Consider the following 17,231-nt stretch of genomic DNA (forward strand, 5'->3'; position numbering starts at 1 on the left):
TCACGGTTTCTCGCAACTGTATTTCGACAGGCACAGTGTAGTTGCAGCCAGCGGGGGGGAGTGTGAGTTGGCTCACCTAAACGGGCGACATACGGAAAACCACTATATCGACTCCGGGGGGGCTTTGTTGAACTGTTAACAGGCCCAGGGCGCCGCTTCCAGATTCGAACTCTGGGAGGGTGGCCGCTCCAGGTAGGGACGCCAGGAAGCCGTTTTTTACAGTCAAATTGCAAACAGATAATTAAATGACCCAAGCCCGGGCCTGGTGGCCCGCTGAGGAAGAGTGATGAAACTAACACCCGTTGTACTAGGTATGGTGGCCGGTCTGGCCAGCGTTGGCGTTCAGGCGAGCGAGATGCAGTTTTACGGTCGTATCGACTACTCGGTGACCAACAGTGATTCCGGCTCCGCCACCCATGATGGCAAGTCCGGCACTATCCTGGAGAACAACTTCACCCGTGTGGGGATTCGTGGCGAAGTGCCCATCAACGATGCCCTGGCATTCTTCTATCGGGTAGAGCTGGGCGTCAATGGTGATGACCAGGATGGCAAGACCGTTTCTTCCCGCCCTACTTACGCCGGTTTGAAGCACAGCACCTTCGGCTCCCTGGCGTTCGGCCGCATCGACCCGGTATTCAAGATGTCCAAGGGCTTTGCCGACGCTTTTGACAACTACAGCCTGAAGCACGACCGTCTGTTTGCCGGTGACAAGCGTCACGGCGACTCCCTGGAGTACCGCACCGCCAAGTTCAGCGGTCTGCAGTTTGGCCTGAGCTACCTGCTGGAAGATGACTACTACAGCGACGACGATCCCCGTAAAGACAACGGCAACTACCAGCTGGCGCTGACCTACGGCGATAAGAAGTTCAAGCACGGTAACCTCTACCTGGCTGCTGCCTACAGCGACGGCATCGAAGATATCGAAGCGTCCCGTGTTGTGGCCCACTACAAGATGAATGACTGGACCTTCGGCACCATCATGCAGCAGTCCGAACTGGTGAACCCCAATGCCGCCGGTTACGGTGACCGCGACGGGTTCGGTTACATCGTCAGCACCACCTACCAGATGGGGGGCTGGAAACTGAAAGCCCAGTACGGTGAGGATGATTCCGGTACCGGCAAGATCGCCGGCCGCGTCTACGGCAAGTTGGGCGCCCAGGCTGATGTGGTGCCCACCGTCAACCAGTGGGCAGTGGGAGCGGAGTACCGCTTTACCAAGCAGCTGAGACTGCATACCGAACTGGGCCAGTTCAGCGTGGATGAGTACAGCGAGTTCGACGACACCATCACCAGCGTCGGCCTGCGTTACGACTTCTAACTCCCTACAGTTTCACCCCTGAAGGCCCTCGCCGACTCCTGCGGCGGGGGCTTTTTTATTGTTTGCAGATGCCACAAACAAAAATCATCTACCCAAGGTGAACGGATTCATTACCTTCCGTCCACCTACTCATGGATGGTCATCGCTTGTATGATGAAATCTGACTTTTTGATGCGTTGAAGGAGAGGTTATGTCGGGCTGTTGTTCGTCACCGCGCCAAGAAACTCATTATCCGAAAAAGCATGCTTGTCCAAAGAACGGACAAGCATACGGTCAGGTATCAGCAACAACGATAAAGCACCATATCAAGGCCCCATGGGAGTGGGAGGCTAAGGAGCAGGGTTACTATTTCTGCTCTGATCCTGCCTGCGATGTGGTGTATTTCGGTCAGGACAATTCAGTCATCAAAACATCAGCGGTTCGCACGAAAGTGGGCGTTAAAGATCCATCGGGAGATGCCCTGATTTGCTACTGCTACGGCGTGACCAGAGGTGAGGCTGAGAACAACCCTGTGGTTCGGGACTTTGTGTTAGAGGAAACGAAACAGAAGCGCTGCTCCTGCACGACCAAGAATCCTGCCGGCAGTTGTTGTTTGGCGAGTTTCCCTAAGCGTTAAGGGGTTGCAGAGCATTTCTATGGCAGTGAAAGAGAGTGGCAGTAACTAGACTTTGGCCCAAGAGGAAAATCCGGTGTCACCGGAGTTTTGGGATGTGCGATTTTGGAATAAGCGCACGCCCTGGGATACGGCATCGACGCCACTGGTCTTGGAGCAATTCTTAAAAAGTACCCAGCAGACAGGGCGGGTTCTTATCTCTGGTTGTGGCTAGAACCTGGCAAACCAACGCAGACTCATACATCGAAGGGTTCAATCGCACCTGTTGGGATGAAATCCTAAACAGATACGTGTTTAAAGCCCTGAATGATGCAGCGAACTGAAGGACAACAGGACTCGAGCGTACAACTAGGAGCGGCCACTGGACTCACTAGGTGATCTGACTCTGTGGGAATATCTGGACAAATCAACCACACCGGAAAATTCTAATTACGAGTGACACTAAAATCGGAATATTTACAATAATGCAATGGCCACTCATGAATCATGAGGGCTCCCCTTTTCTTTGTTAAATATTTGATTACAACCAATCAGAGTTGATAACCTTCAGTTTTTAAAACCGAAGTGTCATGTAAAATCTTAATTAATCCATCTTGGTTATTTATATGAATGCCATGATTTAACGTAAGTCACACTTCTAGTGTCTGAATATAATTATTGGAGAGGATGCTCACGCTTTTATGAGGTTTCGCTGTATTAGGTGTTGCTTATATAATAATTTCGTTTTATTCATTGGCTCCAACTTTACTACCCCTCAAAAAGGAGAAATCATGAAAAAACGTATCAACCTGAAAACCATGCTAATTGCTTTCAGTTTGGCTTTCACCTGCCTGACAACAACAGCTTTCGCGGTACCAAATGACAGCGTCGCTCTCGGTGACTTGACCGAAGGGAAAATCCTGTTTGATATCAATCTCAGCACTCCAGAAAGTCTCCCCTTATACCTGAATGTCATCAAAGAAACCTATGACGGTATCGAAGCACAAGGTGTTACTCCAGATTTTGTAATCGCCTTCCGTGGTCCGGCAGTTTCTTTTATTACTTACGCGGCTTCTGATGCTGCGCTGGAAACCCAGATCGTAACATTGGCAGGGCTGAACGGTGTTAGATTTGAAGCCTGTTCCGTCGCCACGAGATTGTTTGGCATCGATAATGCTGACATCCTTGCTGACATCAACGTGGTTGGTAACACATTTATTTCCGCCGCTGGATTTGGTAGCAGCACTAAGGGGTACGCGACAGTTACCATTATGTAACCGTCGCCGTTCGTACACCTTAAAGCTGTAAAGGAAATTACTATGAAAAAAATATCAAAATGTACTCTACTTGCCTGTCTATTCGGCACGGTACTGCTGACCGCTGGTTGCGGTAGTGACTCCGATTCAACCCTGTACCCAGCAGAACCAAATGACCAGGTCGCTCTGGCCGGAGAAACCACTGGAAAGTTGTTTTTTGATGTCAACATAGCTGACGCCGATAAATTGGCGCTTTACTTCGATGTCATCTTGGAAACCAGCAATGGATTGAAAGACCAAGGCGTTGATCCAATGTTTGTCATCGCCTTTCGTGGCCCATCGGTCACCTTAATCGACGATAACGCCAACGACACCACCAAAGCATTGATTAAGACTATGGCTGCACTACCCAATGTTCGCCTAGAAGCCTGTTCAGTCGCCACGTCACTGTTCGGGGTCGATAATGCAACAATTCTTCCCGAAATTGCAGTCGTGGGTAATACTTTCATCTCCTCTATGGGTTATCAAGCCGTTGGCTATGCACCTGTTTTGATTCAATAGCTGAGTTAGTTCTACAGCGTCAGCAAAAAACAAGGGGGAAGAATAAACTTTATTCCATCCCCCTTAACCTGTACGCATAAACAGCCTCTGAGTTTCCTTTATAGTCTTGGCTGGCTATAACTTGATTTAACTGGCTTTAAGTCATGCCTTGTTTACGTAGCATAAGCACTGTTTAACTTTAACGTCGTATGTGCACCCATTTCTGTAACCGTATTATTACGCGGTTACGTTGTAGAACCCGGCACGCACATGGGTGCCAATTAAAGCTTTATATGATCGGCAAACTGGTCAATTCGGATTCTCTAGTTTTTCTTCATAACTTGAGTTTTGAATTAAGGCGGTTACTCCACAAGAGATTGTCTCATTTATCTGATTGTCGATGACCTCAATCACAGCCCCTGTAGTGCTCCAGTGAAATTGGCCATGCCCTGTAATCCACCTGGATTCTGCACGTATAACCTTTTCGTTTCCAAATCGCTATGGTCGCTACATGCCAAAGCCGACATTCGTCATGCGTGGTTTGGAGACCTAAGGTGAATTTGCCTAAGCGCCTGAAACAAAGAAATTCCCCAGTGGCGAGCACTGGGGAGGTGGAGAGGGGACGATCAAGTAAGCCGCTGTCGGCTAGTGATGACTGAAACGCTCAAACCCCGAGCTGTAGACTCGCCTGCCATCTTCATCCAGTACCCAGACGCCCTCCAGGTAACTGAGCTTTTCGGCCAGAGCCTTTGCCCGGTCCAGAGGCATCAGGAACAGGGTGGTGGAGAGCACATCGGCGTAGATGTGGTTGTTTGAGAGCACCACAGAGGTGGCCACGCCGCCCTGCTTGGGGTAGAGGGTGGTGGGGTCGATGATGTGGTGGTACTCCTTACCACCCACTTCGAAGTATTTGAGGTAGTTGCCGCTGGTGACCACGGTCAGGTTTTCGCCGGTTACTACCTCGGTGTAGCGCCTTTCCATCTGGTCACAGCCTGGGAGTTGGAAGTCGTGCTTACGGCACACTGGGTCCTCGATGGCGGTGACGAAGGGGCGGCCCTCGGGGTGGTGGCCGTAGTGGCGGATGTTGCCGCCGGCGTTAATTACCACAGAGCGCATCCCCTGTGCTTTGAGGTGGTCCAGTACCTTTTCCACCATCCAGCCTTTGGCGATGCCGCCGAGATCCAGGCTCATCCCCTCGGTCATGGTGACGCTGTGGTCAGCGGGGTCCAGCTGGATGTTGGCGATGCGGGTGTGTTCGGCGGCGGCGCGCAGTTCGGCATCGGTGGGTAGGCTGCACTCCCTCTCGTTGCTGGCGCCCTTAGTGCAGCGAAAGCGGTGCTGTCGCCACAACTGCACCACGGGGCCGATGGCGATGTTGAAGTAGCCTTCGGAGAGGCGGTGCCACTCCACTCCGGTCTGAATCAGCTCGAACAGCTCGGGGTTAACCCTATGGGTGGCGGTGGGATCCAGGTTGATGGATTTGATGTTCACCAATCCTGGATAGGTGTCGTAGTCCGAGGCCAGTTGGTGGTAGTGCTCGATGAGCTTGAGCGACTGGCACAGGGCGGTTTCCGCATCTTCGCCGCCATCATCCAGGATCTCGATGCTGATGGAGGTGCCGAAGTAGTCCAGGGTGTAGAGCACGCTGAGGTTCGGTTCAGACTGAATCAGCCCATGTTGCTGGCAAAAGCCATTGCTGGGGTCGGCATCCGATGCGTCGGCCCAGACGAAGGGAGCCAGCAGCAGGTGGGCAAAGATAAACAGCTGGGCGAGGCGGTCGATAGGGGAGTACATGGTGAGCCTCTCTGGAGAAAGAACAGCCGAAGCCCGTGCAGGGCTTCGGCTATGGGGTTAGTCGTGGGTGCGCACCACCTGGTCAGCACGCATCTCCTTGTAGAGAAGGTCGGCCTGCTTCAGGTAGGTGTCCCAGGAAGCGGAACGCTTGGTGAAGCCGGTTTGGGCGTAGCTGCCGGTGTCGCCGGTGGCGGGCAGGTCGTTGATGTCGAAGATGGAACCACCGTTTTTCACATGCTCATTCAGGGCATCAAACATGACGTTGAAGCCGATGCGGGCGGGCTCGACGTAGTACACCGAGTCGTACTTGGACTGGCGGTAGTGCTTCTTCAGCGAAGCGTCGCGGATCTCCTGCTTGGAGTCGGCGAAGATCTCGTCGTAGTACACGTTGACAATCTCTTTACTGCTGGTGTCCACCACGAAGCGCAGCAGTGAGGTAACGCCGGTCCAGCGGCCCTTGGCGTCGGTCAGGCGCTCGGCGTTCTGGTACATCTTCAGCTGGGTGCCTTCGTCCTGGATGCGGTCATGGATCTTGGCGGTCAGGGGCACCATCGACTGCTGGATGGAGTTGGAGGCGCCAGCCACGATATCCAGGCCCTGGTACTTGAGACGGTTGGGCTGCTTCAGTTTGTTGGCCAGCTTGGGATCGTAATCCGGGTTGGGCTCGAAGGTCAGTTTGTCCTTCTCCACCATCAGTTTTTCCATGGTCAGGGCGGATTGCACCCAGGCGGTGCCCTTCTTCTTGCCCATGGAGAAGTTGTACTCGGACATCCGCTTGGGTACGTCCTGGTAGATGCGGGTGTAGTAGTTGGGACGGCCACTCTCGTTAAACTCTGCCAGGATGACGTCGCTGGTGTTGGCGCTGTCCAGCACGATGATCATGCTGCCCATGTGCCCCTGACGGAAGCGGGCTTCTTCGTAGTAGTAGTCGCCCTTGAGCAGGCCCAGCTTGGGCTGAATGGACCACTTCAGTTTGAACTCGTCGTCCTTGCCCTCGGAGGAGCCCACGGGCTGGTATTCAGGCGCTGAGCCGTCGGTGCGCGGCAGGCTGTTGATCGCCTGCAGGATGCCGTTGGAGGAGAAGGTGGAGCCGGAGACGGCATCGATGCCTTCGTGGCCATTGTTGCTGACAATCTTCGGGAACAGGCGCTCGGCGTTGAGGTAGAGAGACTCGGTTTCCTTGTGGGACTGGGTGGTGATCTGCTGAATCTTGCCCTGTTCAACCTGCACCTGCAGGGTGATGTTGCTCTTCTTTCCCTTACCGGAAACCTCGTGGGTGCCGTCTACGTATTTGCCCTGGGGCGCCTGGCTGGCGCAGCCGGAAATGGCCAGGGCAACCAGGGTTGCGGCGGGTAGTGCGTAGCGGCGTGTGTTGTTATGTGCTGCCATCGATGGCTCCTAACTCGTTTGTAACTCGTTGACCGGGTCGGAGTTGACCTTTGACTAGCAGACTAATTAAACGCCGTGAGGGGCAATATAGTGGTTTTCCGTAGCGCGGGAAGAAGGGTGACCGGCTTCACACTGGGCGGAGCGGCCTGGAGTTTGGGCGCAAATCAGTTCTGGCAGAGGTGGGGCAGGGGCTGCCATTGCGGTGCCCGCTCTATGGGGTTTTGCCCCAGGAACTGACTGAGCAGTTGGTAGAGCGAGGGGGAGGCCAGGTTCAGGGCGATGGGATCGGTGAAGAACGCCTCCACACAGACCGCAAAGAACTCTGCTTCGTTCTCGGCGCCATAGGGGTCTATCCACAGTCGGTCCCAGGCCAGGTTCGCCTGGGCCGAGCCCTCGGGCAGGGATTGGGCCAACTCAGCCTGACGGCAGTGATTAACAAAGGCAGTGGGGAATGCCTCCAGCCACCGCTTTTGCAGGGCCGCAGGCAGCGCCGGCAGCCCATCGGCGATGCCGCCGTTGGCCATATCCAGCTTGTGGGCCAGCTCGTGGATCACCAGGTTAAACCCGCTCCACTGCCTGCTGTAACCCAGCTCAGACAGGGACAGGATCACCGGCCCCTGTTCCCAGGCCTCACCCGACAACTCCTCCACGCTCTGATGTTCGACGCCGTTGTCGTCCAGGTAGTGGCGATCGCTGACAAACTCCTCAGGATAGATCAGCAGCTCATGGAACACTCCATAGGCCTCCAGCCCCAGATTGAGCACGGGCAGGGCGGCCATTAGGGCGATGTCGATGCAGTGATCATCGGTGAGCTTGGCCCCCATCACCGGGGTAAAGCGCTTGTCGTGAAGAAAGCACCAGCCCAGCTCCAACAGGTGAGCCTGCTCGTCTGTGGAGAGACCATTAAGGATCGGCAGGGCATCCAGGTTCTGTTGCCAGCGGGCCCGGCGTTCATGGTCGAAACGGGCCAGCAGTTTCTGTCGCCGCCAGTTGGAGAAAAAGTCAAACATGGCCATAGCTTAGCCGCAGAAGCCAGGGAAGGGAATGGTTGGGAAAGTGACAACAAAAAAAGGCGGCCCGAAGGCCGCCTTTGTGTTTTGGGGGATTACTTGTTCTGCCAGTGCAGCATCTGGGCCCAGGCCAGGTAGGGTCGGTACCAGGTGACTTGACCATACTGACGCAGCACGTGCTTGTTGATCTCGGTAACACGGGCATCCCAGGGGGCCAGTTCAGACCAGTCGTAACCGGTGGCAATCTGGTCCCAACGCTTGCTGATGCCGCCGCCGGTGACGTCGTAGTGCAGCATGCCAGGTGCCATGAACACCTTGTCGGTCAGGGTCTTGGTCAGGCACTTAAGATCGCTGTCATCGGAGGCATAGCCTTCGTTGTAGGCGGTTACCATGAAGCCAACGTCCAGGTGGGCGTGGTTTACGTCTTCCAGCTTGTTGTCACCGCTGCTGTTGAAGGCGTAATCCCAGGTGCAGGTACCGTCACTGTTGTAGCGCATATGGTCGGTGAAGAAGCCGTGGATATCTCGTACCCGCTGCTCCATCACAGGCTCGCCGCCGTCCAGCCACTTGTTCACATAGATCATGGCGATACCCATGGTCATGTCGTGGTTGTAGGGCATGGGGTTGGAGAACAGCCCCGAGTCGCCATAGTCGCTGTTTTTGTAGTTAACGTAGAAGTAGGACCCCTGAATCGCACTGTTTTTGGTGGTGCTGTATGAGGAGTCGTGGCTGCGGATGATCCGCGCCGCTTCCGCCAGGTACTGGTCCGCCTTGGTTGTGTACTGAGTCTTGTTGGCCGACTTGATGTAGTCAGCAACCCGGGTGATGGCGTTCAGGATCTGGCCATCACTCAGCACCTCAATACGCCAGCCGTTGTAGGGGCGACGCCAGCCTGGAGCAGGTTTGCCAGGGTTGTTGAGGAAGTACTTGGGGGCCAGGTCGTAGGGCTGGCTACCCAGGTTCAGCTCGCCACGGGCAACGCGCTTCTCGTCGGTGTAGTTGAACATGTGGTCAATCAGTTCAACGGCGTAGTCCAGGTACTTGTCGTCGTTGAAGGTCTTGGCCATGGTCAGGTAGGAACGCAGCCAGTAGTGACCTTCCCAGGCAAACTTCTTCTGATCGTTGCCATTGGTGGTGTTCAGCAGGGGACGGCCATTGCCATACACATTGTTGAACTGAGCGTCCCACTCTGCCTGAGTCGCCAGCAGAGGACGGGGAGCGACCACGTTCTGGCTGATGGTCAGGAAGTCGCCTGAGCCGACACCGGACAGATAGCTGGCGTCGGTGCTGTTGCTCTTGGTTTCGATCACGCCCTGGCTGGCATTGAAGGTGTAGCCGCGAACATTGCTGTCGTTGCTGTAGTCAATCAGAGCCAGAGACTGAAGGGTACCCTTGCTGTAGCTGCTGCCGTTGCGGAAAGCTGCATCATAGCTGGCGTTGGTGGACACCGCGCCATTGTTGGTTGATACCGTGGTCTGGCCGTCGGAAGCGGTCAGAACGCCAGACTTTACGTTGATCTCTACGTAACGGGTCTGGTCGAAGGCGAACCTGCCATCGATGCGCACGGTGGAGCCGCCAAACTTGGCTTCCACGCTGTGGTGGCTGAACGCCAGGTAGTTGCCGTTACCGCTTATCAGGTAGCTCTTGGCATCGGCGTTGCCGTCAAGCTGGCTCAGCCAGCCAACAACGCGGTACTCACCGCCAGGCTGCCAGGTCTGCAGGTCCAGGTAGGCACCGTTGCCATCGAACTGCACCGCCTTGGCGTCGGCAGGCAGAAGCAGGCCAGCATCCGGGTTGGTCACCGGGGGATCAACTGGGTCTACAGGATCCACCGGGTCGACTGGGTCTACCGGGTCAACGGGATCAACCGGGTCTACTGGATCAGTCGGTTCGGTCGGGTCTGTGGGCTCGGTTGGATCAACAGGGTCCACTGGGGCATCAGACTCGGGGTAGAAGGCATCCCACTGAGCCTGGTCGAAGTGAGTAGGTTCGGGGTTAGACACACTCAGGTTGCCCTGGAAGTAATCAGAGCCGCTGGTGTTGTGCACAGTACCGTTGTTGCCGCCCAGCTCCACCATGCCTTGCTCGGCATCGAAGGCGTAGGTGCGTGAGTTGGCAGGGTCCGCGTAATCGATCAGGCTGATGGCTTGCAGGGCACCCTTGGAGTAGGTGCCGTTGCGGCGGTAGAGCCAGTCGAAAGAGACCGCAGTCGGATCAAAGGCTGTGCTGCTGGCAGAGGCGGTGGTGACACCGTCGCTGGCGGTCAGCTTGCCGTAGTCGATGGTCACATCGATGTAACGCTGACCGGCGAAGTCAAACTTACCCCAGATTCCGGGGAAGTCGCTGCCGTACTTCACCTGCACATCTTTGTGGGTGAAGCCGATAAACTCGGAGGTGCCGGAATTGCTCAGCAGGTAGGTGCGCGCGCCGCTGTCGCTGTCCAGCTCGGTCAGCCAGGCCACAACCCGGAACTTACCCTTGGGCTGCCAGGAAGCGATCTCACCGAAGTTGTTGACGCCGTCGAAGCGTACCGCCTGACCTGTGGTTGCAGGAGGCGTGGGCTCAACGGGATCGGTAGGCTCAACCGGATCAGTCGGCTCAACAGGATCTGTGGGCTCAACCGGGTCGGTGGGCTCAACGGGATCTGTAGGCTCAACTGGGTCAGTGGTGTCAGTGCCACCGAATACGGCTTGCCATTCGGCGTCGCTGAACACACTGCTGTCGGGGTTGGTTACCTGGTGAGTACCCACGGAGTAGTCACCGGTCTGTACGCCGGCGAGGGTGTTTACCCCACTGGTGCCACCCACTTCCGCCAGGCCCTGGTCGCTTTCAAAACCATAGGCGCGGGAGTTTTCCGGGTTGACCAGATCCATCAGGATGATCGCCTGTACGCCAGCCAGGGAGAAATCTTTGCTGCCGCGGCGCATCAGCCAGTTGTAGCCGACGCTGGTGGGGTCGATGGCGCTGTTGCTGATGCTGTGAGTCACCTGACCATCGGTGGCGGTCAGTTTGCCGAAATCGACGGTCAGATCCAGGTACTTGGTGGCGTTGAAGCTGAACTTGTTCCAGATACCGGGGTACTGGCCGTTCCACTGCCCCTGAACACTGCCATGGTTCAGACCGATGAACTCCTTGGATTTGGAGTCACTGAGCAGGATGGTGCGCTGATCGGCAACGGGGTCCAGTTCGCTCAGGTAGGCGATGACGCGGAACTTACCTGTTGGCTGCCAGGTGGCAATCTCGCCATAGGCGTTGTCACCGTTAAAGCGTGCAGCGGTAGACTCACCGGAAGGCGCAGGTTCGACAGGATCTGTCGGCTCCACTGGGTCGGTCGGTTCCACTGGGTCAGTGGGCTCTACTGGGTCGGTAGGCTCCACGGGATCGACACCGCCGTTGCCAAATGCGGCATTCCACTGACCATCGTCAAAATGGTCAGGCGCGGGGTTGTCGATGGTATGGGGGCCGGTGCGCCAGTCGCCTGTGCCAATGTTCACCAGAGGGTCAAAGGACGCGCTGCCGCCTACCTCGACCAGGCCTTTGCCCTGATGAAAGGCAAACGCTCGGGAATTGGCGGCATTCGCCAGATCGATCAGGGCCAGTCCCTGGATGGCACCCTGAGAGAAGTCGCTGTAACCGCGGCGATAGAGCCAGTCAAATGCGGTCGCAGTGGGCTGGATGCTCTTGTTGCGCACACTCCTGGTGGAGGTGCCGTCGGATGCAGTCAGCTTGCCGTAATCCACCTGGATCTCCAGGTAGCGCGAGGTGGCGAAATCCAACTTGTTCCAAACACCCGGATAGTCGCTGCCCCATTTACCCTGAACGCTGCTGTGGGTAAATGACAGGAAATCGGTGGTTGAGGATGAACTCAGAAGGATCGTCCTGTTACTGGACGTTGGATGAAGCTCGGCCAACCAGGCGACAACCTTGTAGGGGCCGCTGGGTTGCCAGGCATCAATCTTGGAATAGGCGTCGCTGCCGTTGAAATGAACGGCGTTGGATGCGGTTACGGTCGTAGGAAAAAAAATAGAGAGAAAGAAAACAAAAACAAGGGCATGCGATAGCGCACCACCTTGCCCAAGTGGTTTCCCCCAATAAAACTGCCGAGCCATAATGACAAGCCTCAATTTAGCTGGGCAGACAAAATGGCGACGTCAGTGAGGGACTGCGACTACAAGACACAACCTCCATTCTAATAAGGAGTTGTGTGTCCACAGTACACCATCGACATGAGGTAATCCCGCTATCATGGACCGAAGTCTTTAGACCGGAGATATTGCGTCCTTAGCTTTCGCTAAGTTTGCCTTTGTCTGCTGTCGTGGTTACAACAGTCGCTCGCAACATGTGGTTAACATTCCTTATGTGTTGCAAGCGACGCGTGTGCCCTAAGGCGAGGTTAGAATGCCTAATCAATGATCGAAAAACAACCTAATGTTTGGAAATGTAGGGTAAAAATGGCGCAAAGTGGTGTTTATCTAACCTTAAAACAGCCACTTCCGTGAGTGGTAAAAATTTTGTTATTTACTATGTGCAAAAGGTTCTTTGTCAGTAGGGAAAATTTAATTTAGGCGGACATTGTGTGAGGGGAGAATCTCATTTGTGAGAATTGTGTGGACAAGATCTGCCCGGTTGAGGGTGTTTTTTCCCGGGAGGTGGAGGGACCAGCACAGCCTGCCTAAACTTAGACCAGTTAAAGGAAACAGAGAGTTGACTTCGTGGACGAGACAAAAGTGCCGGTCAGCGAATGCGAGCAAAGGAAGGATGCCCCCCCTTTTCTGGTACAGCCCGATGAACTCGTCGACAGTCTGAGGGGCTGCCCGGATGGGACGCCTCTTTTGGTGGATGTGGACGATACCCTGTGGCTCAGTAACTCCACCGAACAGTTTATTGCTTCGGTACAGCCGTCCCTGCTGGTGGCTCTGCTGCTGCAATTTATGGACGTGTTGCAACCCTGGCGGTGGTTTACCGGCACTGAACAGCGCCATTACCGGGATCTCTATCGGGTCAAAGCTTTGCTTATCCTGTTTCCCTGGTCCAGGAAGCTGTGGGTCAGACGTGTCAGGCAGTTGGGGCCTGGGTTTGTTAACCACAGGCTGGTCGAACCGTTGCGGCGTCACCATGGTCCCATCTATCTGGTGAGCTACGGCTTTGACTTTATCGTGAAGCCCTTGCTGGAAGCCGCCCAAATTCCCTGGCCATTGCAGGTGAGTTCAACATTGGACAATGCAGTCCATTTCCGTCAGCAAGGAAAAGCGCAATCCATCAGGTTGTCTCTTGGTGAGAAGGTGTTAGGGCGAGCCTGGTGCGTCACTGACAGCATGCTGGACAGGGATCTGCTCGAGGCCAGCGCGAAGGGCTTGCTGTGCAGATGGCCAGAGAGCCGCCCTGTACGGGCAGGCATGGATCCCATGCTGCCCTTCGTGTATACCAAGAAGGTAAAGCGCCCCACGGAGAGCTACTTTACCCGATCCGTCATAGGCCATGACTACCTGACCATAGTGTTGGTGTTCGGCTTAACCAGCCCTGAGCCCCTGCTCACCTGTGCCAGCCTGTTTCTCTTCCTGCTCTCCTATTTCAGTGCCTATGAGATTGGCTATGCCGAGAATGACAGGCTGGGTCTGCTCTACGAGGCCAAGCCTAAGGTCAGTGAGGCGTTTCTCAGGCTGGGCAGTGCCTTTCGACCCTGGTTTGCCTGGGTGTGTGCCATGGCTCTGGCGCTACCCGCCGCCTGGCTGGCGCGGGATCTCAGTTGGGTGCCCCGGGTGTCGGGTATGCAGGGCATGGAAGCGACGCTCTCGGTCTGGATCAGCTTCATGCTGTTGCTCCTGGTGGTAAGAGGCACCTTCTTCTGGTTTAACCGCATCAGGGAGAGAGGACGCGCGGTACCCATGCTGCTGCTGCAACTGGCCAGAACCGCGGGGTATTTCGTTGTGTTCAGCTCTTCGCTGGTTGGGGCACTTTTCTGCTTTACCCACGGTCTGTCCAAATGGATACCCTATGTGACCTATCGATTTGGGGGGGAACGTAAAGGCATGCCGCTGCACCTGTTTAATGGGCTGATGCTGTTTATGGTGCTGCTGTTCTGCTGGGTATCCGGTGCGACAAGCTGGTCGCAGTTAACCCAGTGGCAGACGCTGGTCATTCTTGCCTATGTTGTGGTACGTGCCGCCAAGGATGTGTGGGGGTTCAGGGACGCGATGGCACCGCTTAAACCTGCGGACAGAGCAGAGCCCGGCGTATTGCCGACCGGTGTCGAGGAGGACAAGGGAGCCTGACGGAGGGGACTCTGTCGAAGCCACTTATTCAGGTGGTCATTTTGCTTAGGGGCAGCAATTGAAAGTCACGATTGTAGTCGTTGATGTGCTGCGTCCTGCTGAACTTCTCAGCCAGTAACTCCTGATGAGCCAACAGCCAGTCACGGTAATCCCGCTGGTTCTCCAGTAGCTGCTCCATGGCATCTGCCACCGAGTCGTCACTGTAGGGGTCGGCCACCACGCGAGCCGGAACATCGTCGAGAAAGCCGTCTATGCCGGTCTCTTCGGAATGCAGAATGGGGACGCCACTGAGCAGTGCTTCCACGTAGACCATGCCAAAGGTTTCATCGACACTGGGAAGCACCATGCCCCCATACTGGGGCAGGGCAGACAAAAGGCTGGTGTTGTCCATCTCGCCCTTGAGGATCACTCTGTCACTCATCTCGGCATGGTCGATCAACTTCCTGGCTTCGTCGAAGGCTGCAGCCGTGCCTCCACCAATGATCTCCAGGGTCAGATCAGGGTATCTGGGCGCCAATTTGGCCACTACCCGCACCAGGCGGGCGAGTCCCTTCTTTTTGAGCACGTTGAGATCCATGATGGAGACAAGGCGATCGGCCTGAAAGTCCGGTGTGGTATTCCAGTGGCGTTCGGCGACAAAGTTGGGCAGGAGTTTCTGTTTCTCCGCAGGAAGGTCAAATCGGGCGTTGAGCAGGGGTTTGAACCAGGCGGACACATAGTAGATTCGCGAGGCATCCTTCAGCTGCCGCTGGAAGAACAGATCATAGTGGGGCTTGTACTTGAGGATTTTGGCTTCCGCTTCGCCTCGTACCGACAGTGCCAGCGGAACCCTTAGCCAACGGGCCAGCCACCATCCGGCGATCCCCTCGAAGGCAAACTTGTGAGCATGGATCAGGTCAAAGCTGAGGCCTTCCTGACGTAACATCCGGCGAATGCGCCAGGCCACCAGGGTCATGCTGATAAACAGAAGCAATCCAAAGGGCAGGCCCCAATATTTCATCGAGGTGACATGCTGATCGCCCTGGTCGTCCCCCTGCAGAGCATTCACGGCAAAAGGGTTGGCGGTGCGCCTTAGGGCAAAGACCCGGTAGTCCACTTGTGGGTTGGCGCGAATGAAATGCCGAACCGCCGGGGTGTTGGTATCCCGGTTCAGTGAGGGGTACTCCACCGCCAGGTGAAGCACTCTCTTGCGGCGCCCGCCCATCTGGGGTGTGGGTGTGCCCGTCATGACTGATCCCCCCAGGCGTTAAACAGGAAGCTCAGGTTACCCAGCAGATAGCGGCGCCACATGCGCCCGGGCTCCTGCAGCAACCGGTAGATCCATTCGGCCCTCATGGCCCGGATCCAGCCGGGCGCCCGATGCACTTTGCCTGCGGTAAAGTCGAACAGGGCACCGACACCGATGGCCAGGGAGGCGCCGGTGTGGGGCTGGTAGTGCTCTATCCAGCGCTCCTGCCTGGGGTTGCCCATGGCCACAATCACCAGGTCGGCGCCACTTCGCTTTATGGTGTCACAGATCCCCGCCTGGGCCTCCTCGGGAGCAAAGCCATGGTGGTAGCCTACCCAGTGGTGATGGGGGTAGTGGTTTCGCCAGATGGAGAAGCAGCGTGAGACGCTCTCTTCATCGGCGCCCAGCAGGAACACCTTCAGCTGGTGGCGACTCTGTGCCAGGTATCTTGGGGTGAAGTCGGTGCCATTGAGGTTCTCGTTGAACCCGCGGCCATATTTCCAGCGACTGGCGATCTCCACGCCGACGCCATCGTTGACCACCAGAAAGCGGTTCAGTACCGATTGATACTCGGGATCCCGTCTGGCCAGGTTGATGGTATGGGCATTGGCGTAGGCCATCTTCAGAGGCGTCCTCCTTTCGACCGCGTCATCCAGCAGGTGAATCACCTCCTCGCCGCAGCGGGCGTCCAGGCGAACGCCCTGGATCACCCTCGGGGACTCCAGTTCCTGCCGGTAGGCGCGAATGAACTGGCGGGTGACGCCGGGCCAGGCGTAGCGCTCAGCTGCCTGTATTGCCTGAGTGCGTTGGTCGACGTAACTCCCCTGGCACTCCTCCATGTAGTGGTGGATGGCCCGGGCGGCGTCGCCGGGGTCGTCGAAATCCATGACGCGTCCCACCTTTGCCCTGTCGACGATGCGACGAAAGCTTGGAATGGGGGAGGCCAGAGGAATGAGTCCCGCAGACATCCCCTCCACCAGGGTGAGGCCAAAGCCTTCATACTCTGAGGCGCTGACGATAAAACTGGAGTCAGAAACCCGTTGTCGGATCTGCTCATCGGAGAGATCCGTTTCGATGGAGACGCACTCTTCCAGAGACAATTGCGAGATCAGCTGGCAGAGGCGTTCGAGGTTGTTATCCCAGTTCCGGCCAACGATTTTAAGCCTGGCCTGAGGTTGGAGTTTGCGCAGCTGCTCCATGGCAAACAGCAGCTTGTCTATCCGCTTATTGTCGGAAAATCGCCCCAGACACAGCAGGTGGGGAAGCAGATTTTGACTTCCCAGGTTGGAGAATTTGCCAATCTCCACGCCGTTTTCCACCAGCTCAAGCCGATCCTGAGTCAAAGGCTGAAACAGTTCGGCATCATTGATGCTGCAGGCGAAGACACGGCTATAGGCGGTCAAGGTGCGGCGAGTGACCGTGTGAAAGTAGGCCTGTTTCAACGAGCGGGCAAAGTTGGTGTGAAAGAAGCCACCGTGAGTGGAGAGGAACATCGGTTTTTTATGGCGACGACGAGTCAGCGCCAGGTAATCGGCAAAGAAATCGACGCCATGCACATGAATCAGGTCGAAGCTCGCCAGGTGCTTTAAAACGGCCGGAGCGATGGGGTATTTGTAGCTGCCTCTGTAGGGGATACGGATGACCGGAATCCCCTCGACCAACTCCTGATCCGGCAGAATCTCCTCGCTCTGATGGAAGACGCGATTGACTGTGAGCACCCGGGCGTCCAACCCCTGGCGGCGCTGCTCGGTGACCAGACACTTGACGAAGTTCTCCAGCCCACCGATGGCGGGAGCAAACTGACGGACAACGTGGAGTATGCGCATCCTGGC

Annotated in this window: 12 protein-coding genes and 1 riboswitch; of the genes, 6 read left to right on the plus strand and 6 right to left on the minus strand. The window is 56.1% G+C overall.

Annotated features, from left to right (window positions below; genetic code table 11):
• The first annotated feature begins 286 nt into the window (after nucleotides 1-286).
• The 5 genes from ACN0RV_RS07660 (at nucleotide 287) to ACN0RV_RS07680 (ending at nucleotide 3,727) form a co-directional block, all read left to right on the plus strand.
• Nucleotides 287-1,318: a porin gene (locus tag ACN0RV_RS07660; RefSeq protein WP_417347043.1), complete on the plus strand. Its 1,032-nt coding sequence runs from the start codon at nucleotides 287-289 to the stop codon at nucleotides 1,316-1,318.
• Nucleotides 1,319-1,508: 190 nt separating this feature from the next.
• Nucleotides 1,509-1,934, plus strand: a complete 426-nt coding sequence (locus ACN0RV_RS07665; protein WP_417347044.1) for a putative iron-sulfur cluster-binding metallochaperone — start codon at nucleotides 1,509-1,511, stop codon at nucleotides 1,932-1,934.
• Nucleotides 1,935-2,007: 73 nt separating this feature from the next.
• A complete protein-coding gene (locus ACN0RV_RS07670) occupies nucleotides 2,008-2,145 on the plus strand; it encodes a hypothetical protein (RefSeq protein ID WP_417347045.1) in 138 nt (45 codons plus the stop codon).
• A 556-nt stretch (nucleotides 2,146-2,701) separates the two neighbouring features.
• Entirely contained in the window at nucleotides 2,702-3,187 is a 486-nt protein-coding gene (locus ACN0RV_RS07675) for a hypothetical protein (protein ID WP_417347046.1), read from the plus strand.
• Between the two features lie 42 nt (nucleotides 3,188-3,229).
• Entirely contained in the window at nucleotides 3,230-3,727 is a 498-nt protein-coding gene (locus ACN0RV_RS07680) for a hypothetical protein (RefSeq protein ID WP_417347047.1), read from the plus strand.
• A gap of 624 nt (nucleotides 3,728-4,351) precedes the next feature.
• Here ACN0RV_RS07680 and ACN0RV_RS07685 read toward each other — a convergent pair.
• From ACN0RV_RS07685 to ACN0RV_RS07700, 4 genes are all read right to left on the minus strand, one after another.
• Nucleotides 4,352-5,500 carry an FAD:protein FMN transferase gene (locus ACN0RV_RS07685; protein WP_417347048.1) on the minus strand — a complete coding sequence of 383 codons (1,149 nt, stop codon included), beginning with the start codon at nucleotides 5,498-5,500 and terminating at the stop codon, nucleotides 4,352-4,354.
• Between the two features lie 57 nt (nucleotides 5,501-5,557).
• Complete coding sequence (locus ACN0RV_RS07690; RefSeq protein WP_417347049.1) at nucleotides 5,558-6,889, minus strand: FMN-binding protein; 1,332 nt, start codon at nucleotides 6,887-6,889, stop codon at nucleotides 5,558-5,560.
• Nucleotides 6,890-7,053: 164 nt separating this feature from the next.
• On the minus strand, nucleotides 7,054-7,899 hold the full coding sequence (locus ACN0RV_RS07695) for a zinc-dependent peptidase (RefSeq protein ID WP_417347050.1): 846 nt from the start codon (nucleotides 7,897-7,899) through the stop codon (nucleotides 7,054-7,056).
• 95 nt (nucleotides 7,900-7,994) lie between these two features.
• Complete coding sequence (locus ACN0RV_RS07700; RefSeq protein ID WP_417347051.1) at nucleotides 7,995-11,675, minus strand: hypothetical protein; 3,681 nt, start codon at nucleotides 11,673-11,675, stop codon at nucleotides 7,995-7,997.
• A 451-nt stretch (nucleotides 11,676-12,126) separates the two neighbouring features.
• Nucleotides 12,127-12,211, minus strand: a riboswitch (cyclic di-GMP riboswitch).
• 400 nt (nucleotides 12,212-12,611) lie between these two features.
• Between ACN0RV_RS07700 and ACN0RV_RS07705 the strand changes: the two genes are divergently transcribed.
• Nucleotides 12,612-14,171, plus strand: a complete 1,560-nt coding sequence (locus ACN0RV_RS07705; RefSeq protein ID WP_417347052.1) for an HAD family hydrolase — start codon at nucleotides 12,612-12,614, stop codon at nucleotides 14,169-14,171.
• 28 nt (nucleotides 14,172-14,199) lie between these two features.
• Here ACN0RV_RS07705 and ACN0RV_RS07710 read toward each other — a convergent pair whose 3' ends face one another.
• Nucleotides 14,200-15,399, minus strand: coding sequence for a glycosyltransferase (locus ACN0RV_RS07710; protein WP_417347053.1), 1,200 nt, complete (start codon nucleotides 15,397-15,399; stop codon nucleotides 14,200-14,202).
• The gene (locus tag ACN0RV_RS07715) at nucleotides 15,396-17,225 is read right to left on the minus strand and encodes a WecB/TagA/CpsF family glycosyltransferase (RefSeq protein ID WP_417347054.1); all 1,830 of its coding nucleotides are present in this window, start codon (nucleotides 17,223-17,225) and stop codon (nucleotides 15,396-15,398) included. Before ACN0RV_RS07715 ends, ACN0RV_RS07710 begins: the two co-directional genes overlap by 4 nt.
• Between the last annotated feature and the right edge of the window lie 6 nt (nucleotides 17,226-17,231).

Origin of the sequence: Ferrimonas sp. (assembly GCF_048263965.1) — a bacterium.
In the GTDB taxonomy this organism is placed as follows: domain Bacteria; phylum Pseudomonadota; class Gammaproteobacteria; order Enterobacterales; family Shewanellaceae; genus Ferrimonas.

Bases quoted from the DNA above. Each gene is read 5' to 3' on its own strand.
- ACN0RV_RS07695 (WP_417347050.1), bottom strand. From the start codon at position 7,899: ATGTTTGACTTTTTCTCCAACTGGCGGCGACAGAAACTGCTGGCCCGT.
- ACN0RV_RS07685 (WP_417347048.1), bottom strand. From the start codon at position 5,500: ATGTACTCCCCTATCGACCGCCTCGCCCAGCTGTTTATCTTTGCCCAC.
- ACN0RV_RS07675 (WP_417347046.1), top strand. From the start codon at position 2,702: ATGAAAAAACGTATCAACCTGAAAACCATGCTAATTGCTTTCAGTTTG.
- ACN0RV_RS07715 (WP_417347054.1), bottom strand. From the start codon at position 17,225: ATGCGCATACTCCACGTTGTCCGTCAGTTTGCTCCCGCCATCGGTGGG.
- ACN0RV_RS07710 (WP_417347053.1), bottom strand. From the start codon at position 15,399: ATGACGGGCACACCCACACCCCAGATGGGCGGGCGCCGCAAGAGAGTG.
- ACN0RV_RS07665 (WP_417347044.1), top strand. From the start codon at position 1,509: ATGTCGGGCTGTTGTTCGTCACCGCGCCAAGAAACTCATTATCCGAAA.
- ACN0RV_RS07680 (WP_417347047.1), top strand. From the start codon at position 3,230: ATGAAAAAAATATCAAAATGTACTCTACTTGCCTGTCTATTCGGCACG.
- ACN0RV_RS07690 (WP_417347049.1), bottom strand. From the start codon at position 6,889: ATGGCAGCACATAACAACACACGCCGCTACGCACTACCCGCCGCAACC.
- ACN0RV_RS07660 (WP_417347043.1), top strand. From the start codon at position 287: ATGAAACTAACACCCGTTGTACTAGGTATGGTGGCCGGTCTGGCCAGC.